Raw genomic sequence first — 20,106 nt, 5'->3', positions numbered from 1 at the left:
GCTCACGCCCTCCCTTGGCGGGCGTGAGCACGGTCAGAAATCCTAGGCGAGCCCCCACTTTTCAAGCAGTCCGGTGACCTGCGCTCGTTCGTCACCGGTCAGCCGGCGGCTCGGCGGACGCACGTCCGGGCGGCACAGCCCGAGTTGAGCCAGCGCTTCTTTCACCACGCTCACGTTGTTGGCGTTGCCGTCGGCGGCCCGGAGTTCTTCGAAGGGCCGGACGCGCTCCCAGACATCCATCGCCGCGCGGAAGTCCCCGTCCCGCAGTGAGTGGAACATCTCAAGTGAGAGCCCCGGCGCGACGTTCACCAGTCCCGAGGTGAACCCGGTCGCGCCGACGGCGAAGTAGCCGGGTGCGGACAGCTCCGCCAGACCGGCGATCCACGTGAACCTGCCCGGCCCGGCATCCCGCGCGACCGACGCGAACCGCACCGGATCCCCGACGGCGTACTTCACGCCGATGACGTTGGGGGCGACGTTGGCCAGCCTCGACAGGCGCTCTCCGCCGATCTTCGGGTCGCGCACGTACAGCACGACACCCAGCTCCGGGACCGACGCCGCGATCGCCCGGTGGTACTCGACCCAGCCCTCGGCCGAGACGTACGGGTGCACCGGCTGATGGATCATGATCAGATCCGCGCCGACGTCCCGCGCGTGCCGCGCCGCGCGGATCGCCGTCGCGACGTCGTGCCCGACCCCGGCGACCACGCTCGCGCGCCCGGCGGCGGTCTTGACGGTCACTTCGAGGCACTGGCGGGCCTCGGCCTCGTCGAGCGCGTAGAACTCGCCGGTGTTCCCGTTCGGCGTCACGACGTCGATGCCGCCGGTGATCAGCCGGTCCACCAGGCGCGAGTACGTCTCCGGGTCGACGGCGCCGACTGTGCCGCTGACGTCGAACGGCGTGACGGGGATGGCCACGACCCCGGACAGTCGTCGCTTGCGCTGGTCGAACGCGGAAGTGGTCACCACTGGCATGTCCGATCTGATATATGATGTGACGACTTACGGTAGCACGCACTCCGTTTCGGGCCACCCGTCCTGAACCTTGGGACGGTCGGACTACCTCTCGGATCTTGATCAACGGAGGATTCGGGACACTTAAGTTGGTGTTGGCGCATTGGTGGGCCTGTGCGGGTACACGTCGATGGACGTCACACGTGATTGGACGGCGAACTCGCGTGATCAGAGGGCGAACTCGCGTGATCAGGCGGCGAACTCGCGCGTGGCCGGATTCCGCGGCGAGTTCCGTGTTCAATCACGCGTGTTCGCCGTTCAATCACGAGTGTTCGCCGTCTGGACACGCGTGTCCTCCCACGCTGGCGCCCTGCTGCTCCCCTCTGTCGCGACCTCCGGCCTCGGAAGTACGACGTGAAGTTCTTCGAGAACTCCCGGCCGTGCTTGTCGATGATCGCGCTCGCCGAACTGACGAACGCGTCCCACGCGGCGGCGGTGGTCAGCTGTACCTGGCCGTTCTGGCCGCCGACCGAGATGACCACCTTCTTGGGACTCCCTCGGGCGTGATTCACAGCGCGTCAGGGATTGGACTAGACCACTAGGGAGTTTGTCAGGACATAACCGGAACTCGTCCGGTTATGTCGCCCTCGCACAGAGTTCTCCACACGTGGACAACCTGTGGACAACTCCTATGCTGACCTCGCGCCCGAGCCGCACGCTCGACCTCCTGACCGGAAGCCCACGCCTTCCGGCACGGCGGAGGTAAAGGTGGCCTTCGCCGACCGTCGCGGACCGGCGAGTCGTATCTGACCGCGAGGCGGCAGCTGCTCGCCAAGTGCCCGCAGGAACCCGGTCGGGGCAACGACTTCGGCGTGCACCGCGAATCCGCTTTGATCAAGACGCTCATCGAGGACGCGCCCAGTGAGGCGATGATCGCCGGGCTCGCGGGCGGCATCGGCTTCGTGTACGTCGTCTTCGAATACGACGCGGGCACGCCGGCGTTCTGCGTCGTCGACCGTTCTCGCCTGCCGTGGCACGACATCGGCCCGGAGTACGCCCAGGATTCTTATTGGATCGGCGTCACCGGGCAGCTGCGGGATACGAAGACGAAAACGGGGTGGGCCAAGCGGTTCGGCACGCCGGAAGCGTTCGCCGTCGGCGCGGTGGAGATCCTCAGTTCTGCGCGCTGAGGAAGACTTCGAGCTGCTCGACGACGAACGCGTGGTCGTCGGCCTGGGGCAGGCCCGAGACACCGACGGTGCCGACCGGGCCGACCCCGGCGACGATCACCGGGAACACGCCGCCGTGCGCCGCGTACAGGTCCGGGTCGAGGCGTGAATCGGCCTCGAAGGTCGTGCCCCTCGCGCGGAACTGCTCGCCGATGAGGAACGAGCTGTGCCCGTAGCGGTCGACGACTCGGCTCTTGCGGTCGATCCACGCGTCGTTGTCGGCAGAGGTGCCCGGCAACGCCGCGTGGAACAGCCGCTGCCCGCCGCGGCGCACGGAAACCGTCACCGGGAGGAGGCGCTCCCGTGCCGCCGTCAGCAGGTGGATGCCCAGCTCCAGAGCCGTTTCGTTCTCGAACCGGTGGAAGACCAGGCGCTCCTCCTGTGCGGCCAGCGCGGCCAGGGTGTCATCGCTCATGGCACCCATTAAATCAACACTGTTGTTTAATCTCCAGTCACCGGAGGGCGTCCAGCGCGAAGGCGGCGTACATCGCGACGCCGTTGGCCATCGCGTCCTCGTCGAAGACCACCCGGTTCGAGTGGTTGGCCTCGACCGTGGCGAGGTCGGCCTCGGGCGGGCAGGCGCCGAGGAACGCGAACGCGCCCGGAACCCGTTGCAGGACATAGGAGAAGTCCTCCGCACCCATGACCGGGTCCGGCATGACGGCGGAGTTGCCCGCGCCGAGCACCTCGGCGGCCAGTTCCAGAACCCGGCTCGCGACCTGCGGATCGTTCACCGTGACGGGATAGCCGGAGGTGACTTCGGCGGACACCCGGACGCCGTGCGCGGCACCGATCGCCTCGCATACCTTCGGCAGCTCCTCGCGTACGAACGCCAGTGTCCGTTCGGACAGCGTGCGGATCGTGCCTTCCAGGAACGCCGTCTCCGGGATGATGTTCGTCGTGGTCCCGGCTTCGATGCGGGTGACCGAGACCACCGCGGGCTCGAACACGCTCACCTTGCGGGTCACCATCGTCTGCAGCGCGCTCACCATGGCGGCGGCCGCGGGCACCGGGTCGATCGCCTGGTGCGGCGCCGAACCGTGGCCGCCCCGGCCGGTGACCTTCACGTGGAAGCTGTTCGCCGACGCCATGATCGGGCCCGGCCGCGTCTGCAGGATGCCGGATTCCACCTGCGTGAAGATGTGGATGCCGAACGCCTTCTCGACCCGCTCGCCGGCGGCCTCGAGCACGCCTTCGTGAATCATGTGACGTGCGCCATGTTCGCCCTCTTCGCCGGGCTGGAACATGAAGACGACCGACCCGGCCAGTTCGTCGGCGTGCTCGGCCAGCAGCCGTGCGGCCGAGGCGAGCATCGCGACGTGGGTGTCGTGCCCGCACGCGTGCATGACGCCGTCGTCTTCGGACGCGAAGTCGAGGCCGGTGTCCTCCTGCAGGGGCAGCGCGTCCATGTCGCCGCGCAGGAGGATCGCCGGCCCGGGCTTCCCACCACGCAGAACGGCCGTGAGCGAGGTGGTCGATTTGCCCTCGGTGATCTCCAGTGGCAGCCCCTCCAGGGCCGCCTTGATCGAGGCCTGGGTCTTCGGCAGGTGCAGCCCGAGTTCCGGATTCCGGTGGATCTCCCGGCGGAGCTCTACGGTTTTCGCTTGGAGTGCGCGTGCCTCGTCCAGCAATCCGGCGAAGCGCGCATCGGGGAGAGTGGGCAAGTCGGTGGGTCCGGTCATGTCTCGATAGTGGCGCATGAGGCGCTTCGGGCGCACCGTGCGTGCGTTCCGAACACGGGCGGAATACGGTGTGCGCATGGCGGTGCAAGAGCCGATCACGGGGTTCGCGGTGGCCGTGGTGCGGGAGGACGGTCGGTGGCGGTGCAGCTCTCTTGATCCTGGGGCGCTCGCGGAACTCGACGCTGCGATCACAGAGCTCGGAAAACTGCGTTCGACCGGCGCCGCGTTCGGTCTGCTGGCGATCGACGACGAGTTCTTCGTGATCGTCCGGCCGAGTCCCAGAGGGCCTTCACTGCTGCTCTCCGACGCGGCCGCGGCGCTCGACTACGACATCGCCGCAGACGTCCTCGACGTGCTGAGAGTCGATCCGCCGGACGAGGACGACGACGCGGTCTGGCCGGAAGGCGATCTGGCGATCTTGGCCGATCTCGGGCTACCGGGGGCCGAACTCGAGGTCATCGTCGGCGAAGTCGATCTTTATCCGGACGAACAACTCCAGATGGTCGCCCAGCGGTGCGGATTCGCCGCCGAGTTCACCAAGATCTTGGACGAGATCTGAGCTCCTTCGCCTCTTCCGCCGACATCGCCGCCGTGAGGGCGGCGATCGAAGCGGCGCGGGGAGCGGGCGACGACGTGCCGATCGGAGCCGTTGTCCTGTCGCCGGACGGGACGCCGCTGGCTTCGGCGCGAAACGCCCGTGAAGAACTCGGAGACCCCACCGCGCACGCGGAGATCCTCGCGCTGAGGGCCGCGTCCGAGATCTACGGCGACGGCTGGCGGCTCGAAGGCTGCACGCTCGCCGTGACGCTGGAGCCGTGCACGATGTGCGCCGGCGCCCTCGTCATGGCCAGGGTCACGAAGCTGGTGTTCGGCGCCTGGGAGCCGAAGACGGGCGCCGTGGGCTCGCTGTGGGACGTCGTCCGCGACCGGCGGCTCAGCCACCGCGCGGAGGTCGTCGGCGGCGTGCTGGAGACCGAGTGCGCGGCCCTGCTCGAAGACTTCTTCCGTGGGCAGCGGAGTAACCGCACCGGGTGACAGATGTGTCGTCTCGCGTTCAGCGGGTATCCGAGACATAGGCGGCCGCAGCGTGTGGTCGCAGTCGAAGGAGGATCGTCCGCCATGAGCGTTTTCGACAAGGCGAAGGACAAGGCACAGCAGGCCATGGGCGCCGCCAAGGAGAAGCTCGGCGACAAGACCGACAACGAGGAGCTCGCGAACTCGGGCCGGGCGGACCAGACCGAGGGCGAGGTCAAGGAAGCCGGGCACGACCTGCGCGATCGCGCCGAGGGCGCGGTGCAGGACGTCAAGAACAAGTTCGACAAGAAGTAGTCGTCGAATATCGCGTGAAACAGAAGAGCCGGTCTCCTTGTGGGAGACCGGCTCTTCGCTGCGGTGGCGGTGGGATTTGAACCCACGGACGGTTATTAGCCGTCACACGATTTCGAGTCGTGCTCCTTCGGCCGCTCGGACACGCCACCGCCGAGAACAATACCGGAGGGCGTCGGAGGCCCTTCAGGGGGTCAAGAAATCTGCGCGGTGATCTCGTCGATCGCCGCCGTCTGGTTCTCGACGATCTCCTCGGCCAGCGCCTTCGTCTCGGCGTGCTCGCCCGCGGTCAGGACCGTTTTGGCCATCGTGACGCCGTTGCGCAGGTGTTCGGCCATCAGCGGCAGCCAGGTCTTGTCGAACTCCGCGCCGCTCAGGTTCTGCAGCGAAGCGACCTGGCCCTCGGTGATCATCCCGGGCATGGCGTGCCCGGCGTGGCCCGCCGCGGGCAGCACGGCGGCGTTCCACGACTGGAGCCAGCCGGTCATGGTCTGGACCTCGGCCGATTCGGCCTTGATGATCTTGGTCGCGGTGGCCTTCACGAACTCGGAAGCCGACCGTTCCGAGGCGAGGTTCGCGACCTGGATCGATTGCTGGTGGTGCGGGACCATCTGCTGGGAGAACGTGATGTCGGCCTGGTTGGTGCCGGGCGTGCCCTGCGGTCCCGCCGCCGGTGCGGCGCCCGTGGCCGTCGAGCACCCCGCGAGCACCCAGACGACCAGCCCGAGCAGTGCCATCGGCAGTCGCCGTCGCATAAGACCTCCGTTGTCTTGGGAGAAGCCGGACCCTCCTTTCTGTAATACGGCCGTGACCTTTGAGCGGTTCAAAATCACATCGCGCCGATCCGCGCGAAGAGGATTAGCCTCGGTGGACATGACGGATCCGAAGACCGTGGTGACCGGCTTCCTTCAGGCCCTCGAAGAGCTCGACATCGATCGCGCGCTGACCTTCGTGGCGATCGACATCGTCTATCAGAACGTCCCGCTTCCCCCTGCTCGCGGCCTCGCGGCGGTGGAGAAGCAGTTGCGCACGATGGCCCGCTACGGCAGCGGGTTCGAGGCGCGCACGCACCACATCGCCGCCGACGGCCCGATCGTGCTCACCGAACGCACCGACGTCCTGCGCCGGGGCTCCTGGGAGGCCGAGTTCTGGGTGTGCGGCACGTTCGAGGTGCGCGACGGCCGGATCGTGCTCTGGCGCGACTACTTCGACTGGACGACGTTCCTCGCCGCGAGCGCGAAGGGGGCGGGCAAGGTGGTGGTCGCCGGCGCGAAGTCGCTCATCGGCAAGTACCGCATGCGGCAGGATCTGGAGCAACGGCCTCGGACATGACACACCGCCGGTATACGGGCTCCGTCCTCCCTCGACGGGTCCCGTGCACCGGCGGTGCGCCCCCAGTCCCCCCGCTCGCCCTCCCCGGCGAGCGTCGGAAACCTGTGCTGTGTCCGGTTCGGTGAGCGGAAATGTGGCCCCGCTCACTGAACCCAAGGTAACTCCGGAAATGGCCGGTTGTACCCGGACTTGAGGTTCATTTAAGGCAGACGAACACCAATGGTCTATTTGCGCGGCGTTCCCGCGACATAAATGTCACCGTCGGCCACGGAGACGTCACGCGCACTGGAGGCACCCGTCGCGAGAATGCGGGCGGGATCCCGGAAGCCGCCGATGACCTCGACGCGCTGGACCGGTTTCGGCGTGGTGATCACGGTTTCCGGCTTCCAGGTGCGGCCGTTCTCGAGCAGGAACGTTTCGATGTTCGGCTGTCCGTCCCGGGTTCCGTAAACGCGCCAAGTGCCGTGCCCGAGCGGTTCGATCTCCCGCAGCCGCAATCCGCTCGCGACTTCACGGACTTCCCAGTTCCTGCCGTTCCACGCGCCCGCGAAATCGCGCGGCGAACCCGCCGCGTCGAACTGGAACCAGGTGACGAACGGCTTTCCGTCGCGCTGAGTGCCGACCTGCAGGATGTAGTCCGGCGATTTGAGCGCGCCCGGCAGTTCGAGCGGGGTTTCGACGACCTTCAGGTACCGCTCCTGCTCGGCGTCGTCGACCTGCGTACCGAGATCGCGTCCGTTCGCGGAGAAGAATCGCAGGGTGCGGACGTCGAAGGACAGGTAGTAGACGTTGCGGTGGTAGACGTCGTGTTTGTGCTGCGTCGGGCCGCCGCCCGCCAGCGTGTAGACGAACTGGATCCGCCCGGAGGCGGGCAGATACCGCAGCTGGCCGACGTAGACCTCGTCCATGTGGTCGGCCCGCCCCAGCGAACCGAACGCCCACTGCTTCCCGGTCAGCTGCACCGAGTTCTTCCACGTCTTCCCGTTGTCGCGGGAGACGATGTACTTCATCGGGCGGAAGTCGCTGTTGGCCGTGGGATCCAGCTCGTTGGTCGTCTCGCGGTAGAACATGAACAGCGTGCCGTCGGTCGTCTTGACGGGCATCGGGTAGCTGGCCGAGTCACCCTGGGCGACCTCGGTGTCGGTCCACGTCCCGTCCAGCGAATGGGCGCTCGGCGCGCGGCTGATCACGGTGCGCGTGTTGTGCATACCGCGGAAGATCAGCAGGTGGCCGTCGCCGGCGAGCAGCATCGTCGGGTAGTTGTGCGGATCGGACTCGCCGTCGGCGATCTTCTTCGGCTCGGTCCAGGTGTTGTCCCGGTGATCGAAGGCCTGCACGTAGGTGTCCGCGGCCTTGCCCGACCACGAGATGAAGGTCTTGCGCGCGACCGGGTCGTAGATCCCGCCCGCGTTCGGCCGCCGGTCGGTGCGCGAAGCGACCGTGCTCGCCGGGGTCATCACCTCGAACGAGGTCTTCTCCGGCGGTTCGGCCGCCGCTGGGGAAACGGGGGTCACGAGACCTGCCGCGATGAGGGGAATGAGCGCGTAAAGAAGTCCGCGCATGAAAACGCCTCCTGGTGCGTAGCAGGCGGCGGAGCTTGATCCTCTCACGTAAGAACACGGCAAAACCAGCCCTGAAAACGACGAAACCGGGGGTCCGAACGGCCTAGCGGTCACGAATCGTTGTCTTGTCGTCTTCCTCATTTCACTTGTTCGGGGGAGTATTCCTCGACCGATCTTGCGAAGAGGGGACTCAGCGTGACCACATCCCGCCGTGCTGCCAGGAGACGGGCCCTGACCGTGGCCGTCACCTCCGGGCTGGTCGTGAGCGGCGTCGCCGCTCCGGCCGCGCTCGCCGCGCCCAGCGCCGACGCCGTGATCGCCGAGGTCTACGGCGGTGGCGGCAACGCGGGGGCCACGCTGACCAACGACTTCGTCGAACTCGCCAACCGCGGCGCGGCCGCGGTGAGCCTCGACGGTTTCAGCGTGCAGTACGCGCCCGCGTCGGGGAACAGCTGGCAGGTCACGCCGCTGACCGGCAGCGTCGCGCCGGGCGCCCGGTACCTGATCGCGCAGGCGAAGGGCGCGGGCGGCAGTGTCGCCCTGCCCACCCCTGACGCCACCGGGTCGATCACGCTGTCCGCGAGCGCCGGCACCATCGCGCTGGTCCAGGGCACCTCGGCGCTCACCTGCAAGACCGCGGCCGACTGCGCGGCCGACGCCAGGATCAAGGACCTGGCCGGCTTCGGCGGCGCCACCATCCGCGAGGGTGCCGCGGCCGCCGCGCCGTCCAACACCACGTCGGTCGCGAGGGCGTCGGCGCTGGTGGACACCGACGACAACGCCGCCGACTTCACCCCCGGCGAGCCCACGCCGACCAACGGCAAGGGTGAGACGCCGGGCGAGACCGGCCCGCCGCCGGTCGACGCCAAGATCCACGACATCCAGGGCACGACCCGGATCTCGCCGTTCAAGGACCGTAAGGTCGCCGGGGTCACCGGCGTCGTGACCGCGATCCGGTCCTTCGGTTCGGCGCGCGGGTTCTGGCTCACCGACTCCGCTCCCGACGCCGACCCGCGGACGAGCGAGGGCCTGTTCGTCTTCACCGGCTCGACCACGCCCGCCGTGGCCGTCGGCGACGCGGTGACCGCCGCCGGCACCATCCGCGAGTTCTACCCGGACGCGCCCGCGACCTCGCCGTACCAGTCGCTCACCGAGCTGACTAGTGCACAGTGGACGGTCGGTTCCAGCGGAAACGCCCTGCCCGCACCGACTGTCGTCACGCCGGATTCGGTCCCGGACACCGTCGCCCCCGCGCCCGGCGGCTCCATCGAGCCGCTGCCGCTGGAGCCCGCGAAGTACTCGCTGGACTTCTGGGAGACACACGAAAGCGAGATCATCAGCGTTTCCGACGCGCGCGTCGTCGGCCCGTCGACGTCGTTCAACGAGCTTTACGTGACCACCAAACCGAAGCAGAACCCGAGCGTGCGCGGCGGCGCGGTGTACCTGGACTACGACCGGCTCAACACCGGCGTGCTCAAGGTCGCTTCGCTGATCCCCTTCGACCAGGTCCCGTTCCCGAAGGTCAACACCGGCGACCAGCTCCTCGGTGAGACCTCCGGCCCGGTCGAGTACACCAACTTCGGCGGCTACACCCTGTTCGCGACGAAACTGGGCGCCACCAAGGACAACAAGCTGCAGCGCGAGAGCACTCGCAAGCAGCGCGGCGGCGAGCTCTCCGTGGCGACCTACAACGTCGAGAACCTGTCCGCTTTGGACGGTGCGGAGAAGTTCGGCGAGCTGTCCAAGGCCATCGTCACCAATCTGGCGACGCCGGACATCCTGAACCTGGAAGAGATCCAGGACAACAACGGTCCGGCGAACGACGGCACCGTCGTCGCGGACCAGACGATGCAGAAGTTCGTCGACGCGATCGTCGCCGCCGGCGGCCCGCGCTACGAGTGGCGCCAGATCGACCCGCAGAACGGCAAGGACGGCGGCCAGCCGGGCGGCAACATCCGCGTCGGCTTCCTGTTCAACCCGGCCCGAGTGTCCTTTGTGGACCGCACGGGCGGTGACGCGACCACTCCGGTCGACGTCGTCAAGGAACGTGGCAAGACCCACCTGACCGTCTCGCCCGGCCGGGTCGACCCGGCGAACGAAGCGTGGGAGGCCAGCCGTAAGCCGCTGGTCGGCGAGTTCGTCTTCCTGGGCCGCACCGTGTTCGTCATCGCGAACCACTTCAACTCCAAGGGCGGCGACCAGCCGACCCACGGCCGCAACCAGCCGCCGGTGCGCAGTTCCGAGGTGCAGCGGGCGAAGCAGGCGACCGTGCTCCGCGGCTTCATCGACAAGGTGCTCGCGTCGGACAAGAACGCGAACATCGTCGTCGCCGGCGACCTGAACGACTATCCGTTCTCGCCCGCGGTGCAGACCCTGACGGCCGGTGGCGTACTGAAGGACCTCATCGCTTCGCTGCCGGAGAAGGAGCGGTACAGCTACGTCTTCGAGGGACAGTCGCAGGTGCTGGACCACATCCTGGCGTCGCGGGCGCCGCGCGGGACCGACTACGACGTCGTGCACCTGAACGCGGAATTCGCGCAGCAGGCGAGCGACCACGACCCGCAGGTGCTGCGGTTCCGGCCGAGCGCGGGCAACGCCGTCCAGGACGCGTTCTACGACCTGGCGGACTACCTGGAGAAGATCCTCGGCCCGTACTTCCCGAGGCCCTAACGCGTTTCGTCCTCTACTTGCGGTCCTTGCGTGTGCATGGACCGCGAGTAGAGGACTAATCGCGGACGTAGCAGGTGGCGACGGCGGCGGCGCGGTCGCGCAGGGACGTCCGCAACCACTCCGGGGACAGGGCTTCCGCGTTCGTCGCGAGCTGCCACAACGCCCATTCGGCGTGTCTCGAATCCTGGAAGGTCACCTCCAGCCGCAGCCGGCCGTCCGCGTCGGTTTCTTCGGCGAGGACGGCCAGCGCGGTCCCCACCAGATCCTCCCGCCGCGCCGGGTTCATCCGCACCAGCACGGTGACCTGGTCGCCGCCGGTCCGGAACCGCGTGCTGCGTTCCTGCCAGGCCCGGTCCAGATCGACCCGGTCCGGTCGCTGTGCGGGTTCGGCGAGTTCCTCGGCGGCCAAGACCCGGGACAGCCGGTAGGTGCGGTCTTCGCCGGATCTCGTGGCCAGCAGATAGCCCTGCTCTCGCACGGTGACCAGGCCGATCGGGTCCACCGTGCGCCACTTCGGCGCCTGGTCCACGGCCGCGTAGTGGATGCGCAGCTTGTGTCCGGCGAACACCGCGCGCCGGACCTCGGCCACGATGGTGTCCGGCACCTCTTCAGCGACCTGCTTGCGCGACAGAAGGTCTGTCCCCGGGTCGATGAGCAGGCGCTGGGCCGCGCCGGCCGCGGTGGCGCGAGAGCTTTCGGGCAGCGCGTCGACCACCTTGAGCATGGCCGAAGCGAGCGCCGAGCCGAGACCGAACACCTGCGCGCCGCGCCGCGACCCGGCGACCAGCAGGGCCAGTGCCTCGTCGTGGTTCAGCCCGGTGAGCTCGGTCTGGAAACCGGGCAGCAAGGCGAAACCGCCGAGCCTGCCGCGTTCGGCATAGACCGGGACGCCCGCCGCGGACAGCGCCTCGATGTCGCGCAGGACGGTGCGAGTGGACACCTCCAGCTCGCGGGCCAGCGCGGCCGCGGACAGCCGGCCGTGCCGGCGCAGCAGCAGCACGAGCGAGACCAGCCGGTCGGCGCGCATACGAAAACTTTACCGGAATACACGACACAGGATGTCGTGATTAGTTGGGAGGCTCATCGGCATGACAAGCAAGACAGTGGCCACTGAGCCGAACGACCTGGGCAGGTTCTTCATCGAGCGCGCCAACGCGGGCGACGTCGACGGGCTGGTGGCGTTGTACGAGCCGGACGCCGTGCTGGCGTTCCCGCCGGGCAACCTCGCGACCGGACACGCGGAGATCCGGAAGGTGTACGAGCAGTTCGTCGCGGCCGCGCCGGAACTCTTGCCGGGCAGGCAGCATCCGGCGCTGGTGGGCGACGACCTGGCGCTCACGGCGTCCACGCTGACCACCGGCGAGATGACCGTCGAGATCGCCCGGCGCCAGCCGGACGGATCCTGGCTGTGGTCCGTCGACCAGCCGGTGTTCGTGCCCTAGAGCGATGAGGAGCATCGCGACAGTCGGCGTCTACGGCTTCACGGCCGGATCCTTCGTCGAGAAGCTCACCGGCGCCGGCGTGGGGTTGCTGCTCGACCTCCGCCAGCGCCGCGGCGTCCGGGGCCCCGACTACTCCTGGGCGAACTCGGTGAGGCTCCAGCGCGCGCTCGCCGGGGCGGACATCGGCTACCGGCACGTGAAGGACCTGGCGCCGACGACCGAGCTGCGTGAGCTCCAGTACCGAGAGGACGACCGCCAGGGCGTGGGCAAGCGCAACCGCGTCGCGCTCGCGCCCGAGTACGCCGAGCGCTACACCCAGGAGGTCCTCGATCCGTTCGACCTCGGCACGCTGGTGGCCGAGCTCGCGAGCGATTCGGTGACCGCGTTCTTCTGCGTCGAGCGCGACCCGGAGGCATGTCACCGTTCACTCGTGGCCGCGCGCCTGCGTGCCGAACACGGCCTGGCGATCGCAGACCTCTGCCCGGCGTAAAACCCCTCGCAATTAGTCCTCTACTTGCGGTCCTTGCGTGTGCATGTACCGCAAGTAGAGGACTAAACGCGTGAGGGGTCAGGAGCGTTTTGCCCGCCAGCCGAGAGCGAGTACCGCTTGGACGAGTTCCTGGTAGCTCGGCTTGACCTCTTCCAGATACCGGTCCAGGTAGCTGGCGCGCGCGGTCGACACCGGCTGCGGGGCGTCCTCGTCCGGCAGCCAGGGGAGGCCTTCGACGTTGTGCTGCGCCATCTTCCACCAGCGGGTGGCGCGGTCGACCGCCCGCTGCTCGCGTTCGGCGGCGTCCGCGACGGCCTGGTGCGCCTCGGCGAGCCGGGCTTCCAGTTCGTCCGCGCGGGCGGTCTCCCAGCTGCGGAGGTTCTCCGCCGAAGCGCGGGCGAGACCGACGATTTCCTTGTACCGCATGGCCGCGGTGATGCCGTCATCCATCGAGAAGGCCCTCCGGACGCTGGAACGGGATGATCACCTCGGGCGCACCGTGCGTGGTGCGGTCGAAGAACAACGCGCGACCCGGGCGCGGTGACCAATGGACGACCTGCCCGGCGGCGAACGGCGACAGTTCGTTGCCCTGGACGTCCAGGGCCGCCCAGGTGCCGATGTCGTCGGTGCCCGCGAAGCCGAGGGTGTCCTTCAGTCGCGCGACGCTGCGCCACCAGCCGATGGTGTGGACGCCGTGCGTGGGGCCTTGTTTCAGCAGCACCCGCAACTGGTCCAGGCCGCTCTTCAGCTGACCGGGCGCTTTCGCTTCCAGTGCCGGGATCGAAGCGTCGACGCCGTACAGCAGCAGCACCTTCGCGCTGTCCGAAGAGGACAAATTTTCCGCGATATCGATTACCCGGGCGGGCAAATCGTCGACCAGTGACGCGCGGTGTCCCTCCGCTTGAAGCCGCCCGGCCAACTCCGTCACCGCCGGGACGGAAGCTTCGATGGGACACGAAAGCACGAACTCCACCGAACCGTGCGGATGCTGGCGTGCCAGCGACCGCGCGGCCGAGTCCATGATGGACAGTGCCTCCGCGGTGGCCGCGCCCAGCACCGCGATGTTCCGGCCCGGCGCCTTCGGCAGGTCGACCCCGCACGCCGCCTCGCCGACGTCGATCGACTGCCCCAGCAGCGCCCTCGGCTTCTTCGTCGGTTTCAGGTCGTTGAACGCCGGGAACTGTTCCAAGACCGGCGAATGCGCCCCGTCGAACAGCCGCGGCCGCTTGAAAGCCTCCGAATACCGTTCCCACAACCGGTGCTGCAGTTTGACGAAGACGTCCTTGCTGCTCGCGTCCGGTACGTGCGCCAGCTGGTTCCCGTGTGCGACACCGGAATCGTGGTTGATCACGGCGTGCCACTTCGGCGCCGACACCGCCGCGTTGTTCGTCTCGGACAGCACGCGCCGCGCCTTCGGCATCGCGATCCGCAGCGTGCACTGCTCGAACACTGCCGGCTTGCCCCAGAACGCTTCGATCCCGGCGACGTCCTGGCTCGCCAGCACCAGGTGGATGCCCTGGGATCGGCCGCGCCGCGCGATGTCCTCCAGCAGCTGGGTGGCCGTCGAGGTCACTCCGTCACGGCCGGCGAAGAGGTACTGGAATTCGTCGATCACCGCGACGATCCTCGGCCAGTGCCCGGCGGGATCCTGCTCGCGCAGGTCCGCGAGGTTGGTGACCTCGTGCTGTTTCGCCGCGGCCGACCGGCGGCGCAGTTCGTCGGCGAGGAACCGCAGCAGGGCCAGGCCGAACTCGCGGTCGGTGTTGACGTTGACCCCGATGAGCTTGGCGTGCGGCATCCAGCTGGCGTCCCGCCGCCCCGGCGCGAGCCCGGCGAACGAGACGCCTTCCTTGAAGTCCAGGAGATACAGCGCGAGTTCGTCCGGGGAGTACCTCGCCGCGAGACTGCCGAGCAGCGAGTACAGGAAGTTCGTCTTGCCCGAACCGCTCGGCCCGCCGATGAGCACGTGCGGGCTGGCGTCGCCGATGACGACCTCCACCGGCTCGCCCTCGAAGAACCCGACAGGCGCGCGCAGTTCCCGCGCCGAACTCTCCTTGCCCAGTTCGGTGGGCAGCAGGTCGGCGAACGCACGCGGGCCGCCTTGTTTGGCTATCAACGCTTCGGCGATCCGGCCGGCGGCGCGGACGACCTGTCCGGACGGCATCGGCGGATCGAGATCGACGACCAGGTCGGTGCCGGTCATGCTGCTGATCGCGCGGCGGTCGTCGAGCAGGCTCAACGTCTCCACCGACGTCGACAGCGTCGTCGGCATGTCGATCATGATCAGGCAGATCCCGGCGGCCAGGGCCCCGGTGGCGACGCGTTTCAGCTCGCGGGCCCGTTCCGGTTCGAGGGTCTCCCCGTTGCCGTAGAGCACCGCGATCCGGAACGGTTCGACGCGCTGGCCGGTCGCCTGCCGGATCTCCCGCAGCGACGTGTGGCCCGCCTGCATCCCGGTCGCGTGGATGCGGCGGATGTGCCCGGCCAGTTCGTCGAGGAGGTCTTCCAGCCGCCCGGGGTCGTACAGCGCGAGCGCGCTCGTGCGGCTCAGCGGGTAGAGGTCGGGCAGTACCGCGGTCAGCTGCCCGACGTCCCACAGGTGGATGCGCACCGCGCCGGGCTCGAACGTGCTCAGCACCCGCATCAGCAGGTTCTGCACGATCCCGTCGACCGCGGACCGGGTCTTCGGTGCCGACGTGATGGACAGATGCGACTCGTCCAGCAGCGGCATGGCGACGTCGAACGTGCGCGGGATGTCCTGGCCCGGCACGGTCGCCGAGCCGATGCGCCACAGCCCCGGCGCGGTGATCCCGGGGTTCTGCCCGACCCGGCCGAGCCAGTTGCCCGGCTGCTGCCCGGCGGGTCCCGGCGCGTTGCTCGTGACCAGGTCCCGCAGCGAGTTCGGGCCGGCCTCCCAGTCCGCGTAGAACTGACCGCGCACACTCCCGAGCATGCCGAACACCTCGGTCGCGGCGGGATGCCGCGACCATTCGGCGTGCTGGTCCGAAGTGGAGTTGTTCATCCCCACCCGGACTATGTGCTGTTCGAGTTCCAGTTTGGCCAGTTCCGCCTCGGCGGCTTGACGGGCGCCGGCAGCGGAGCCGAGGACGAGCCCGATCTGGTGCCGGACCCGCTCGAGCGCCGTAACGACGCGGTTGCGCTGTTCACTCGCTTTGCTGCCCATGCCCGGGTCGCCAATCTGGCTAGAGGCGTGATTGGTAGCCGCTGACCAGGTCGTCAGCGGCGGAAAGGCGCGTCAGGAGATTTTCGATTCCCTCGTCGGCCTGCGCCAGCTGCGGCGGTACCCAGGGAACGGCTTGCGCCTGTGGATCCACAATGGCGCGACGCGATTCCTCGAGCAGGCTTCTGGCGCGCTCGGCATGGGCGCGACCGTCGGCCAGGCCGGTTTGGACGGCCGTCAGCAGCTGGTGCAGTTCTTCGAGGTACATGCTCAAAGACGGGTCGAGTACGACTCGGCCGAGGAGATACCGGCCTGGATGGTGCTCTGCATACCGGTGATGCCCTGCAGCGCTTCGGCGAGCAGGCCGTGGGCCTGGCTCACCTCGTGCTGGGTACTGCCCTGGGTGGCCTGGGAAAGCGAAAGTTGCGCTTCTTCGAGAGACTGCGCTGCCTGCTGAAGTGCGGCAATGCCCGCGGATGCCTTCTCGTTCGCGAGCGCGATACCAGCGCGGATCTCTTCGACTCCGGCCATTTTGGCGGACTCCTTGGGACGTCGGGGGCTGGAACGACCACAACTAAACTTAGCGTGATCAACTGACTCTGTTAAGTGAAGGTGCGGCTAAGTAATCAACAAGGCCCCGGACGTCGGAACGTCCGGGGCCTTGCTGACGGCGGAGGATACAGGATTCGAACCTGCGAGGGCGTGAACCCAACACGCTTTCCAAGCGTGCGCCTTAGGCCGCTCGGCCAATCCTCCGTGGGGAACTTTACCGGATGCCCTTCGACCCTTTCGAAGGTGGGTCTGACCTGCGTTTCGGGCCTGGTGGGATCACGTGCGCGCCGACGCGAGAACGTCGGCGACGACGACGGTGATGTTGTCCGGTCCGCCGCCCTCGTTGGCAAGGTCGATCAGTCGCGGGACGATCTCGGCGGGATCTTGGTGGGCGGCCAGAACCTCTTTGATAACGGTTTCGACAACCGTTGCCGTTAACCCGTCCGAGCACAGCAGAACACGGTCCCCGGGGGCCGCGCCGAAGGTCCAGATGTCCGCTTCGCCGCTGCCGGTGCTCTGAAGGGCCTTCATGAGCAGAGAGCGTCGAGGATGGTCCTCGGCGTCGGCCGGGTCGATGCGCCCCTCGTCCACGAGAGCCTGGACGAGGGTGTGGTCGCGGGTGAACCGCTTGAGCTCGCCACCCCGCAGGAGGTACCCGCGAGAGTCGCCGATGTGGGCGGCGGCGAAGTACGAGCCGTCGAAGAGCAGTGCTGTCAGCGTCGTCCCCATGCCCCGCGTCTCCGGTTCGCGCTCGGCCGTCGAGGCCAGCCGCTCGTCGATCGCCCGGATGCCACCGGCGAGGACGTCCGGCAGGTCGACGTCGGCGAGGTCGAACGCGAGGAGGTCCGCGTCGAGCCGGGAGAGGACGCCGACCGCCTCGGCGCTCGCCACCTCGCCGTGGGGCTGGCCGCCGATGCCGTCGGCGACCGCCAGCAGTCTGGCGCTGGCGTAGACCGAGTCCTGGTTGACCTGACGGCGCTGCCCGATATGCGAGCCGGCGGCGTACCGGAGGGAGTACGTCATGACCCCAGTAAAGCAGTTGTGTACTGAGTTCACAAACAATGAGCTGGAAGCGTCAGCTGTCGGTTACGATGCGGTGATGGAGGAGCAAGCCACCGTCAGTGCCGCGGACATCGCGCGCATCGCCGACGTCGGCCGGGCCGCGGTCAGCAATTGGCGCCGCCGCCACGGCGATTTTCCCGCACCGGTCGGCGGCACCGCGTCGAGCCCCCTCTTTTCGCTGCCCGACATCGAAACCTGGCTACGGGAGCGCGGGAAGGCGTTCCAGGTGTCGCTCGGCGACCGGGTCTGGCAGCGGCTGCGCAACCTCGGCGACGACCTGACGCTGGGCCAGCGCGTCGGCCGCGCGGGTTCGTTCCTTTCCCGGCGCGGCTCCGAGGACTGGGGCCATTCCTCCCGCTACGACGATGCCGAGCTGCTCGAACTGCTGGAACGCTTCACTGTCGAGCAAGGGGCGCGCGATGCGTTCGAATTCCTTTGTGAGCGCTATGTCGAGGCGCATTCCCGGCAGCTGTCCGTCACGCCGGAACCGGTGGCGCGGCTGATGGCCCGGCTCGCCTGCCCCGAACCCGGCGTGGTGCTCGATCCCGCGTGCGGCCTCGGGACGCTGCTGCTCGCCGCCGGGGGAACCCGGCTGCTCGGCCAGACCGACGACCCGACCATCTCGTGCATCGCCGCGCACCGGCTGCTGCTCGCGGGCGCCGACATGGAGATGTACGGCGCGAACGCGCTGCCGATGGACTCCTTCGAGGGACTGCTCGCCGACGCCGTCATCTGCGATCCGCCGTTCAACGAACGGGAATGGGGCCACGACGAACTCGTCGGCGACCCGCGCTGGGAGTACGGCCAGCCGCCGCGCGGTGAACCGGAACTGGCCTGGCTGCAGCACTGCCTGGCGCATGTGAAACCCGGCGGCCTGGTCGCGATCCTCATGCCGCAGGTCGCCGCCGGGCGGCGCACCGGGCGCCGGATCCGCGGGAACCTGTTGCGGGCCGGGGCTTTGCGCGCGGTGGTCACGGTCGGCGGCTCGGATCTCTGGCTTCTGCGACGGCCGGAGCCCGGCGAGCGTCCGCCGTCCCGGCTGCTCCTGCTGGCCGATCCGTCCACTGTGGAGGAACAGTGGCCGGAACATCTGCGGGGCGCCGAGGTGCCGGGCGCGGTCCGGATCATCGACCTGCTCGACGAGGAGATCGACCTTTCCCCGGCGCGGCATCAGGCCCGTGACGAACATGCGGGCGAGGCGTTCCTCGCGGTACGCCGTCGGTTCGAGGGGGTCCGGTTCGCGCTGCCGTCCTTGGCGGCGTCCGACGAGAAGCCCGCGTTCACCACGATCGGCGAGCTGCTGAAGTCCGGTGTGCTGACCGTGCCGGAGGTGGTGGAGGAAGGAGACGTCGTCGCGTCGCCGTCCGTTCCGGCGTATGTCCACAGTGGAGTCAGCGAGACTGTCGAGCCGCCGATGTCGAAGTACCGCACCGACCCCGGCCGGCTCGATGCCGCCTTCCTCGCCGGCTGCCTGCGCGCGGCCGGGCAGGTCGCGCCGAGCACGTCGACCAGGATCGATCTGAAACGCACCCGGATCCCGCGCTATCCGATCGAGACGCAGCGGGCGTACGGGGAAGCCTTCACACGCCTCGCGGCGTTCGAGAATGCCCTGCGGGAGGCGGCGGAATCGGGCCTTGAGCTGGTGAGGCTAGGCTTGGCCGGGCTTACCGAAGGACAGCTGATCCCGGAGAACTGAGTGCTGATCGCGGACCGCTACGAACTCGACGAGCTACCGCTCGGCCGGGGTGGGATGGGCGCGGTCTACGCGGGCCACGACCGGCATCTGGGCCGTCGCGTGGCGGTGAAGTTCTTGGGCCTGCCCGGCGGGCCGGACGCCGAACTCGAACAGCGGTTCATCCGGGAAGCGCGGATCCTCGCCACCTTGGAACACGCGGGCGCGCCGACGTTGTACGACTTCGGCACCTACGACGAGCGGTTGTACCAGGTCATGCAGTTCATCGAGGGCGTGACCGTGGCCGATCTCGCCGCCGAGCACGGGCCGCTGCCCGTGCCGTGGGCGGCCGCGATCGCGGCACAGGCGTGCGCCGTGCTGTCCGCCGCGCACGCGCTTTCGATCTGTCACCGCGATCTCAAGCCCACCAACCTGATGCTGTGCCCGGACGGCAGCGTGAAGGTGCTCGACTTCGGGCTCGCGATGCTGCGCGAGACCGACGTCGCCCAGTTCACCCGCGCCGGCCAGATCCTCGGCACGCCCGCGTACATGGCGCCCGAACAGATCCAGCGCGGGATCGCGGGGCCGCGCAGTGATCTTTACGCGCTGGGTTGTGTCCTGCACGAAATGCTGACCGGCAGGCAGTTGTTCACCGGGCCGACCGCGTACGCCGTGTTCGAGAAGCAGGTCAAGGAGAACCCGGCCGCCGTGGCGGGTGTCCCGGACGAACTGAACGATCTGCTCGCCGATCTGCTGGAGAAGGATCCGGAGCGGCGCCCCGCGGATGTCAACGAGCTGTACGAGCGGCTGGGCGTTTTCGTGAAGGAACTGCCGCCGCTGCCCGGCTATCTGGACGAAGGCGCCAATCCGGGCCGCATGTACGCGCGGGTGGTCGGCCGCGTGATGTGATCGTGACCTCCAGATCAACAACCCCGGACGGGTGAGTTCCGTC

General features: G+C 68.4%; 22 protein-coding genes and 2 tRNA genes. 11 read left to right on the top strand and 13 right to left on the bottom strand.

All coding sequences use genetic code 11. The features are described from left to right. Positions 1–42 precede the first annotated feature (42 nt). On the bottom strand, positions 43–975 hold the full coding sequence (locus tag ACLJRL_RS11320; protein WP_410656038.1) for a dihydrodipicolinate synthase family protein: 933 nt from the start codon (positions 973–975) through the stop codon (positions 43–45). A 393-nt stretch (positions 976–1,368) separates the two neighbouring features. Here ACLJRL_RS11320 and ACLJRL_RS11315 point away from each other — a divergent pair, with 393 nt between their 5' ends. Together ACLJRL_RS11315 and ACLJRL_RS11310 are read left to right on the top strand one after the other, a co-directional pair. Further along, the gene (locus ACLJRL_RS11315) at positions 1,369–1,521 is read left to right on the top strand and encodes a hypothetical protein (protein ID WP_410656037.1); all 153 of its coding nucleotides are present in this window, start codon (positions 1,369–1,371) and stop codon (positions 1,519–1,521) included. 305 nt (positions 1,522–1,826) lie between these two features. Beyond that, complete coding sequence (locus tag ACLJRL_RS11310; RefSeq protein WP_410656036.1) at positions 1,827–2,144, top strand: hypothetical protein; 318 nt, start codon at positions 1,827–1,829, stop codon at positions 2,142–2,144. Here the strand turns inward: ACLJRL_RS11310 and ACLJRL_RS11305 are convergent. Both ACLJRL_RS11305 and ACLJRL_RS11300 read right to left on the bottom strand, forming a co-directional pair. Next, positions 2,128–2,598, bottom strand: a complete 471-nt coding sequence (locus tag ACLJRL_RS11305) for a heme-degrading domain-containing protein (protein WP_410656035.1) — start codon at positions 2,596–2,598, stop codon at positions 2,128–2,130. The genes ACLJRL_RS11310 and ACLJRL_RS11305 overlap by 17 nt on opposite strands. A gap of 37 nt (positions 2,599–2,635) precedes the next feature. Next, positions 2,636–3,865: a M20 metallopeptidase family protein gene (locus tag ACLJRL_RS11300; RefSeq protein ID WP_410656034.1), complete on the bottom strand. Its 1,230-nt coding sequence runs from the start codon at positions 3,863–3,865 to the stop codon at positions 2,636–2,638. 76 nt (positions 3,866–3,941) lie between these two features. Between ACLJRL_RS11300 and ACLJRL_RS11295 the strand changes: the two genes are divergently transcribed. The 3 genes from ACLJRL_RS11295 to ACLJRL_RS11285 all read left to right on the top strand — a co-directional run bounded on the left by ACLJRL_RS11295 (position 3,942) and on the right by ACLJRL_RS11285 (position 5,194). Next, the gene (locus ACLJRL_RS11295; protein ID WP_410656033.1) at positions 3,942–4,424 is read left to right on the top strand and encodes a tRNA adenosine deaminase-associated protein; all 483 of its coding nucleotides are present in this window, start codon (positions 3,942–3,944) and stop codon (positions 4,422–4,424) included. A 32-nt stretch (positions 4,425–4,456) separates the two neighbouring features. After that, positions 4,457–4,900: a nucleoside deaminase gene (locus tag ACLJRL_RS11290; RefSeq protein ID WP_410656032.1), complete on the top strand. Its 444-nt coding sequence runs from the start codon at positions 4,457–4,459 to the stop codon at positions 4,898–4,900. Between the two features lie 84 nt (positions 4,901–4,984). Next, positions 4,985–5,194 carry a CsbD family protein gene (locus ACLJRL_RS11285; protein ID WP_410656031.1) on the top strand — a complete coding sequence of 70 codons (210 nt, stop codon included), beginning with the start codon at positions 4,985–4,987 and terminating at the stop codon, positions 5,192–5,194. Positions 5,195–5,255: 61 nt separating this feature from the next. Here the strand turns inward: ACLJRL_RS11285 and ACLJRL_RS11280 are convergent. Both ACLJRL_RS11280 and ACLJRL_RS11275 read right to left on the bottom strand, forming a co-directional pair. Next, a tRNA-Ser gene (locus tag ACLJRL_RS11280) sits at positions 5,256–5,343 on the bottom strand. A 42-nt stretch (positions 5,344–5,385) separates the two neighbouring features. Then, positions 5,386–5,946 (bottom strand): DUF305 domain-containing protein, encoded by a 561-nt coding sequence (locus ACLJRL_RS11275; protein WP_410656030.1) that lies wholly within the window; start codon positions 5,944–5,946, stop codon positions 5,386–5,388. A 118-nt stretch (positions 5,947–6,064) separates the two neighbouring features. On the opposite strand from ACLJRL_RS11275, the gene ACLJRL_RS11270 reads away from it, so the two are divergent. Further along, the gene (locus tag ACLJRL_RS11270; RefSeq protein WP_410656029.1) at positions 6,065–6,523 is read left to right on the top strand and encodes a limonene-1,2-epoxide hydrolase family protein; all 459 of its coding nucleotides are present in this window, start codon (positions 6,065–6,067) and stop codon (positions 6,521–6,523) included. Positions 6,524–6,747: 224 nt separating this feature from the next. On the opposite strand, the gene ACLJRL_RS11265 is transcribed toward ACLJRL_RS11270, so the two are convergent. Then, a complete protein-coding gene (locus tag ACLJRL_RS11265) occupies positions 6,748–8,085 on the bottom strand; it encodes a BNR-4 repeat-containing protein (RefSeq protein ID WP_410656028.1) in 1,338 nt (445 codons plus the stop codon). Positions 8,086–8,280: 195 nt separating this feature from the next. On the opposite strand from ACLJRL_RS11265, the gene ACLJRL_RS11260 reads away from it, so the two are divergent. Continuing rightward, positions 8,281–10,755, top strand: a complete 2,475-nt coding sequence (locus tag ACLJRL_RS11260; RefSeq protein ID WP_410656027.1) for an endonuclease/exonuclease/phosphatase family protein — start codon at positions 8,281–8,283, stop codon at positions 10,753–10,755. 55 nt (positions 10,756–10,810) lie between these two features. On the opposite strand, the gene ACLJRL_RS11255 is transcribed toward ACLJRL_RS11260, so the two are convergent. Further along, a complete protein-coding gene (locus ACLJRL_RS11255; RefSeq protein ID WP_410656026.1) occupies positions 10,811–11,782 on the bottom strand; it encodes a helix-turn-helix transcriptional regulator in 972 nt (323 codons plus the stop codon). Positions 11,783–11,858: 76 nt separating this feature from the next. On the opposite strand from ACLJRL_RS11255, the gene ACLJRL_RS11250 reads away from it, so the two are divergent. Then, positions 11,859–12,197, top strand: a complete 339-nt coding sequence (locus ACLJRL_RS11250) for a YybH family protein (protein ID WP_410656174.1) — start codon at positions 11,859–11,861, stop codon at positions 12,195–12,197. A gap of 4 nt (positions 12,198–12,201) precedes the next feature. Then, the gene (locus ACLJRL_RS11245) at positions 12,202–12,687 is read left to right on the top strand and encodes a DUF488 domain-containing protein (RefSeq protein WP_410656025.1); all 486 of its coding nucleotides are present in this window, start codon (positions 12,202–12,204) and stop codon (positions 12,685–12,687) included. Positions 12,688–12,765: 78 nt separating this feature from the next. Here the strand turns inward: ACLJRL_RS11245 and ACLJRL_RS11240 are convergent, their stop codons facing one another. The 6 genes from ACLJRL_RS11240 to ACLJRL_RS11215 form a co-directional block, all read right to left on the bottom strand. Continuing rightward, entirely contained in the window at positions 12,766–13,137 is a 372-nt protein-coding gene (locus tag ACLJRL_RS11240; protein ID WP_410656024.1) for a hypothetical protein, read from the bottom strand. Further along, positions 13,130–15,871, bottom strand: coding sequence for an FtsK/SpoIIIE domain-containing protein (locus ACLJRL_RS11235; protein ID WP_410656023.1), 2,742 nt, complete (start codon positions 15,869–15,871; stop codon positions 13,130–13,132). Before ACLJRL_RS11235 ends, ACLJRL_RS11240 begins: the two co-directional genes overlap by 8 nt. Before the next feature lie 19 nt (positions 15,872–15,890). After that, positions 15,891–16,136: a hypothetical protein gene (locus ACLJRL_RS11230; protein WP_410656022.1), complete on the bottom strand. Its 246-nt coding sequence runs from the start codon at positions 16,134–16,136 to the stop codon at positions 15,891–15,893. A gap of 2 nt (positions 16,137–16,138) precedes the next feature. Further along, positions 16,139–16,399, bottom strand: a complete 261-nt coding sequence (locus ACLJRL_RS11225; protein ID WP_037320341.1) for a hypothetical protein — start codon at positions 16,397–16,399, stop codon at positions 16,139–16,141. Positions 16,400–16,539: 140 nt separating this feature from the next. After that, positions 16,540–16,624 (bottom strand) — tRNA-Ser (locus tag ACLJRL_RS11220). 72 nt (positions 16,625–16,696) lie between these two features. Continuing rightward, positions 16,697–17,443 carry a PP2C family protein-serine/threonine phosphatase gene (locus ACLJRL_RS11215; RefSeq protein ID WP_410656021.1) on the bottom strand — a complete coding sequence of 249 codons (747 nt, stop codon included), beginning with the start codon at positions 17,441–17,443 and terminating at the stop codon, positions 16,697–16,699. A 76-nt stretch (positions 17,444–17,519) separates the two neighbouring features. Here ACLJRL_RS11215 and ACLJRL_RS11210 point away from each other — a divergent pair, with 76 nt between their 5' ends. Then, complete coding sequence (locus ACLJRL_RS11210; protein WP_410656020.1) at positions 17,520–19,178, top strand: N-6 DNA methylase; 1,659 nt, start codon at positions 17,520–17,522, stop codon at positions 19,176–19,178. Then, positions 19,179–20,063 carry a serine/threonine-protein kinase gene (locus ACLJRL_RS11205; protein WP_410656019.1) on the top strand — a complete coding sequence of 295 codons (885 nt, stop codon included), beginning with the start codon at positions 19,179–19,181 and terminating at the stop codon, positions 20,061–20,063. The last annotated feature ends 43 nt before the right edge of the window (positions 20,064–20,106 follow it).

Source organism: Amycolatopsis sp. lyj-112, assembly GCF_046549055.1.
Classification (GTDB): Bacteria; Actinomycetota; Actinomycetes; order Mycobacteriales; family Pseudonocardiaceae; genus Amycolatopsis.
The sequence above is the reverse complement of the archived record's forward strand: the minus strand, read 5'-3'. Positions and strand labels throughout refer to the sequence as shown.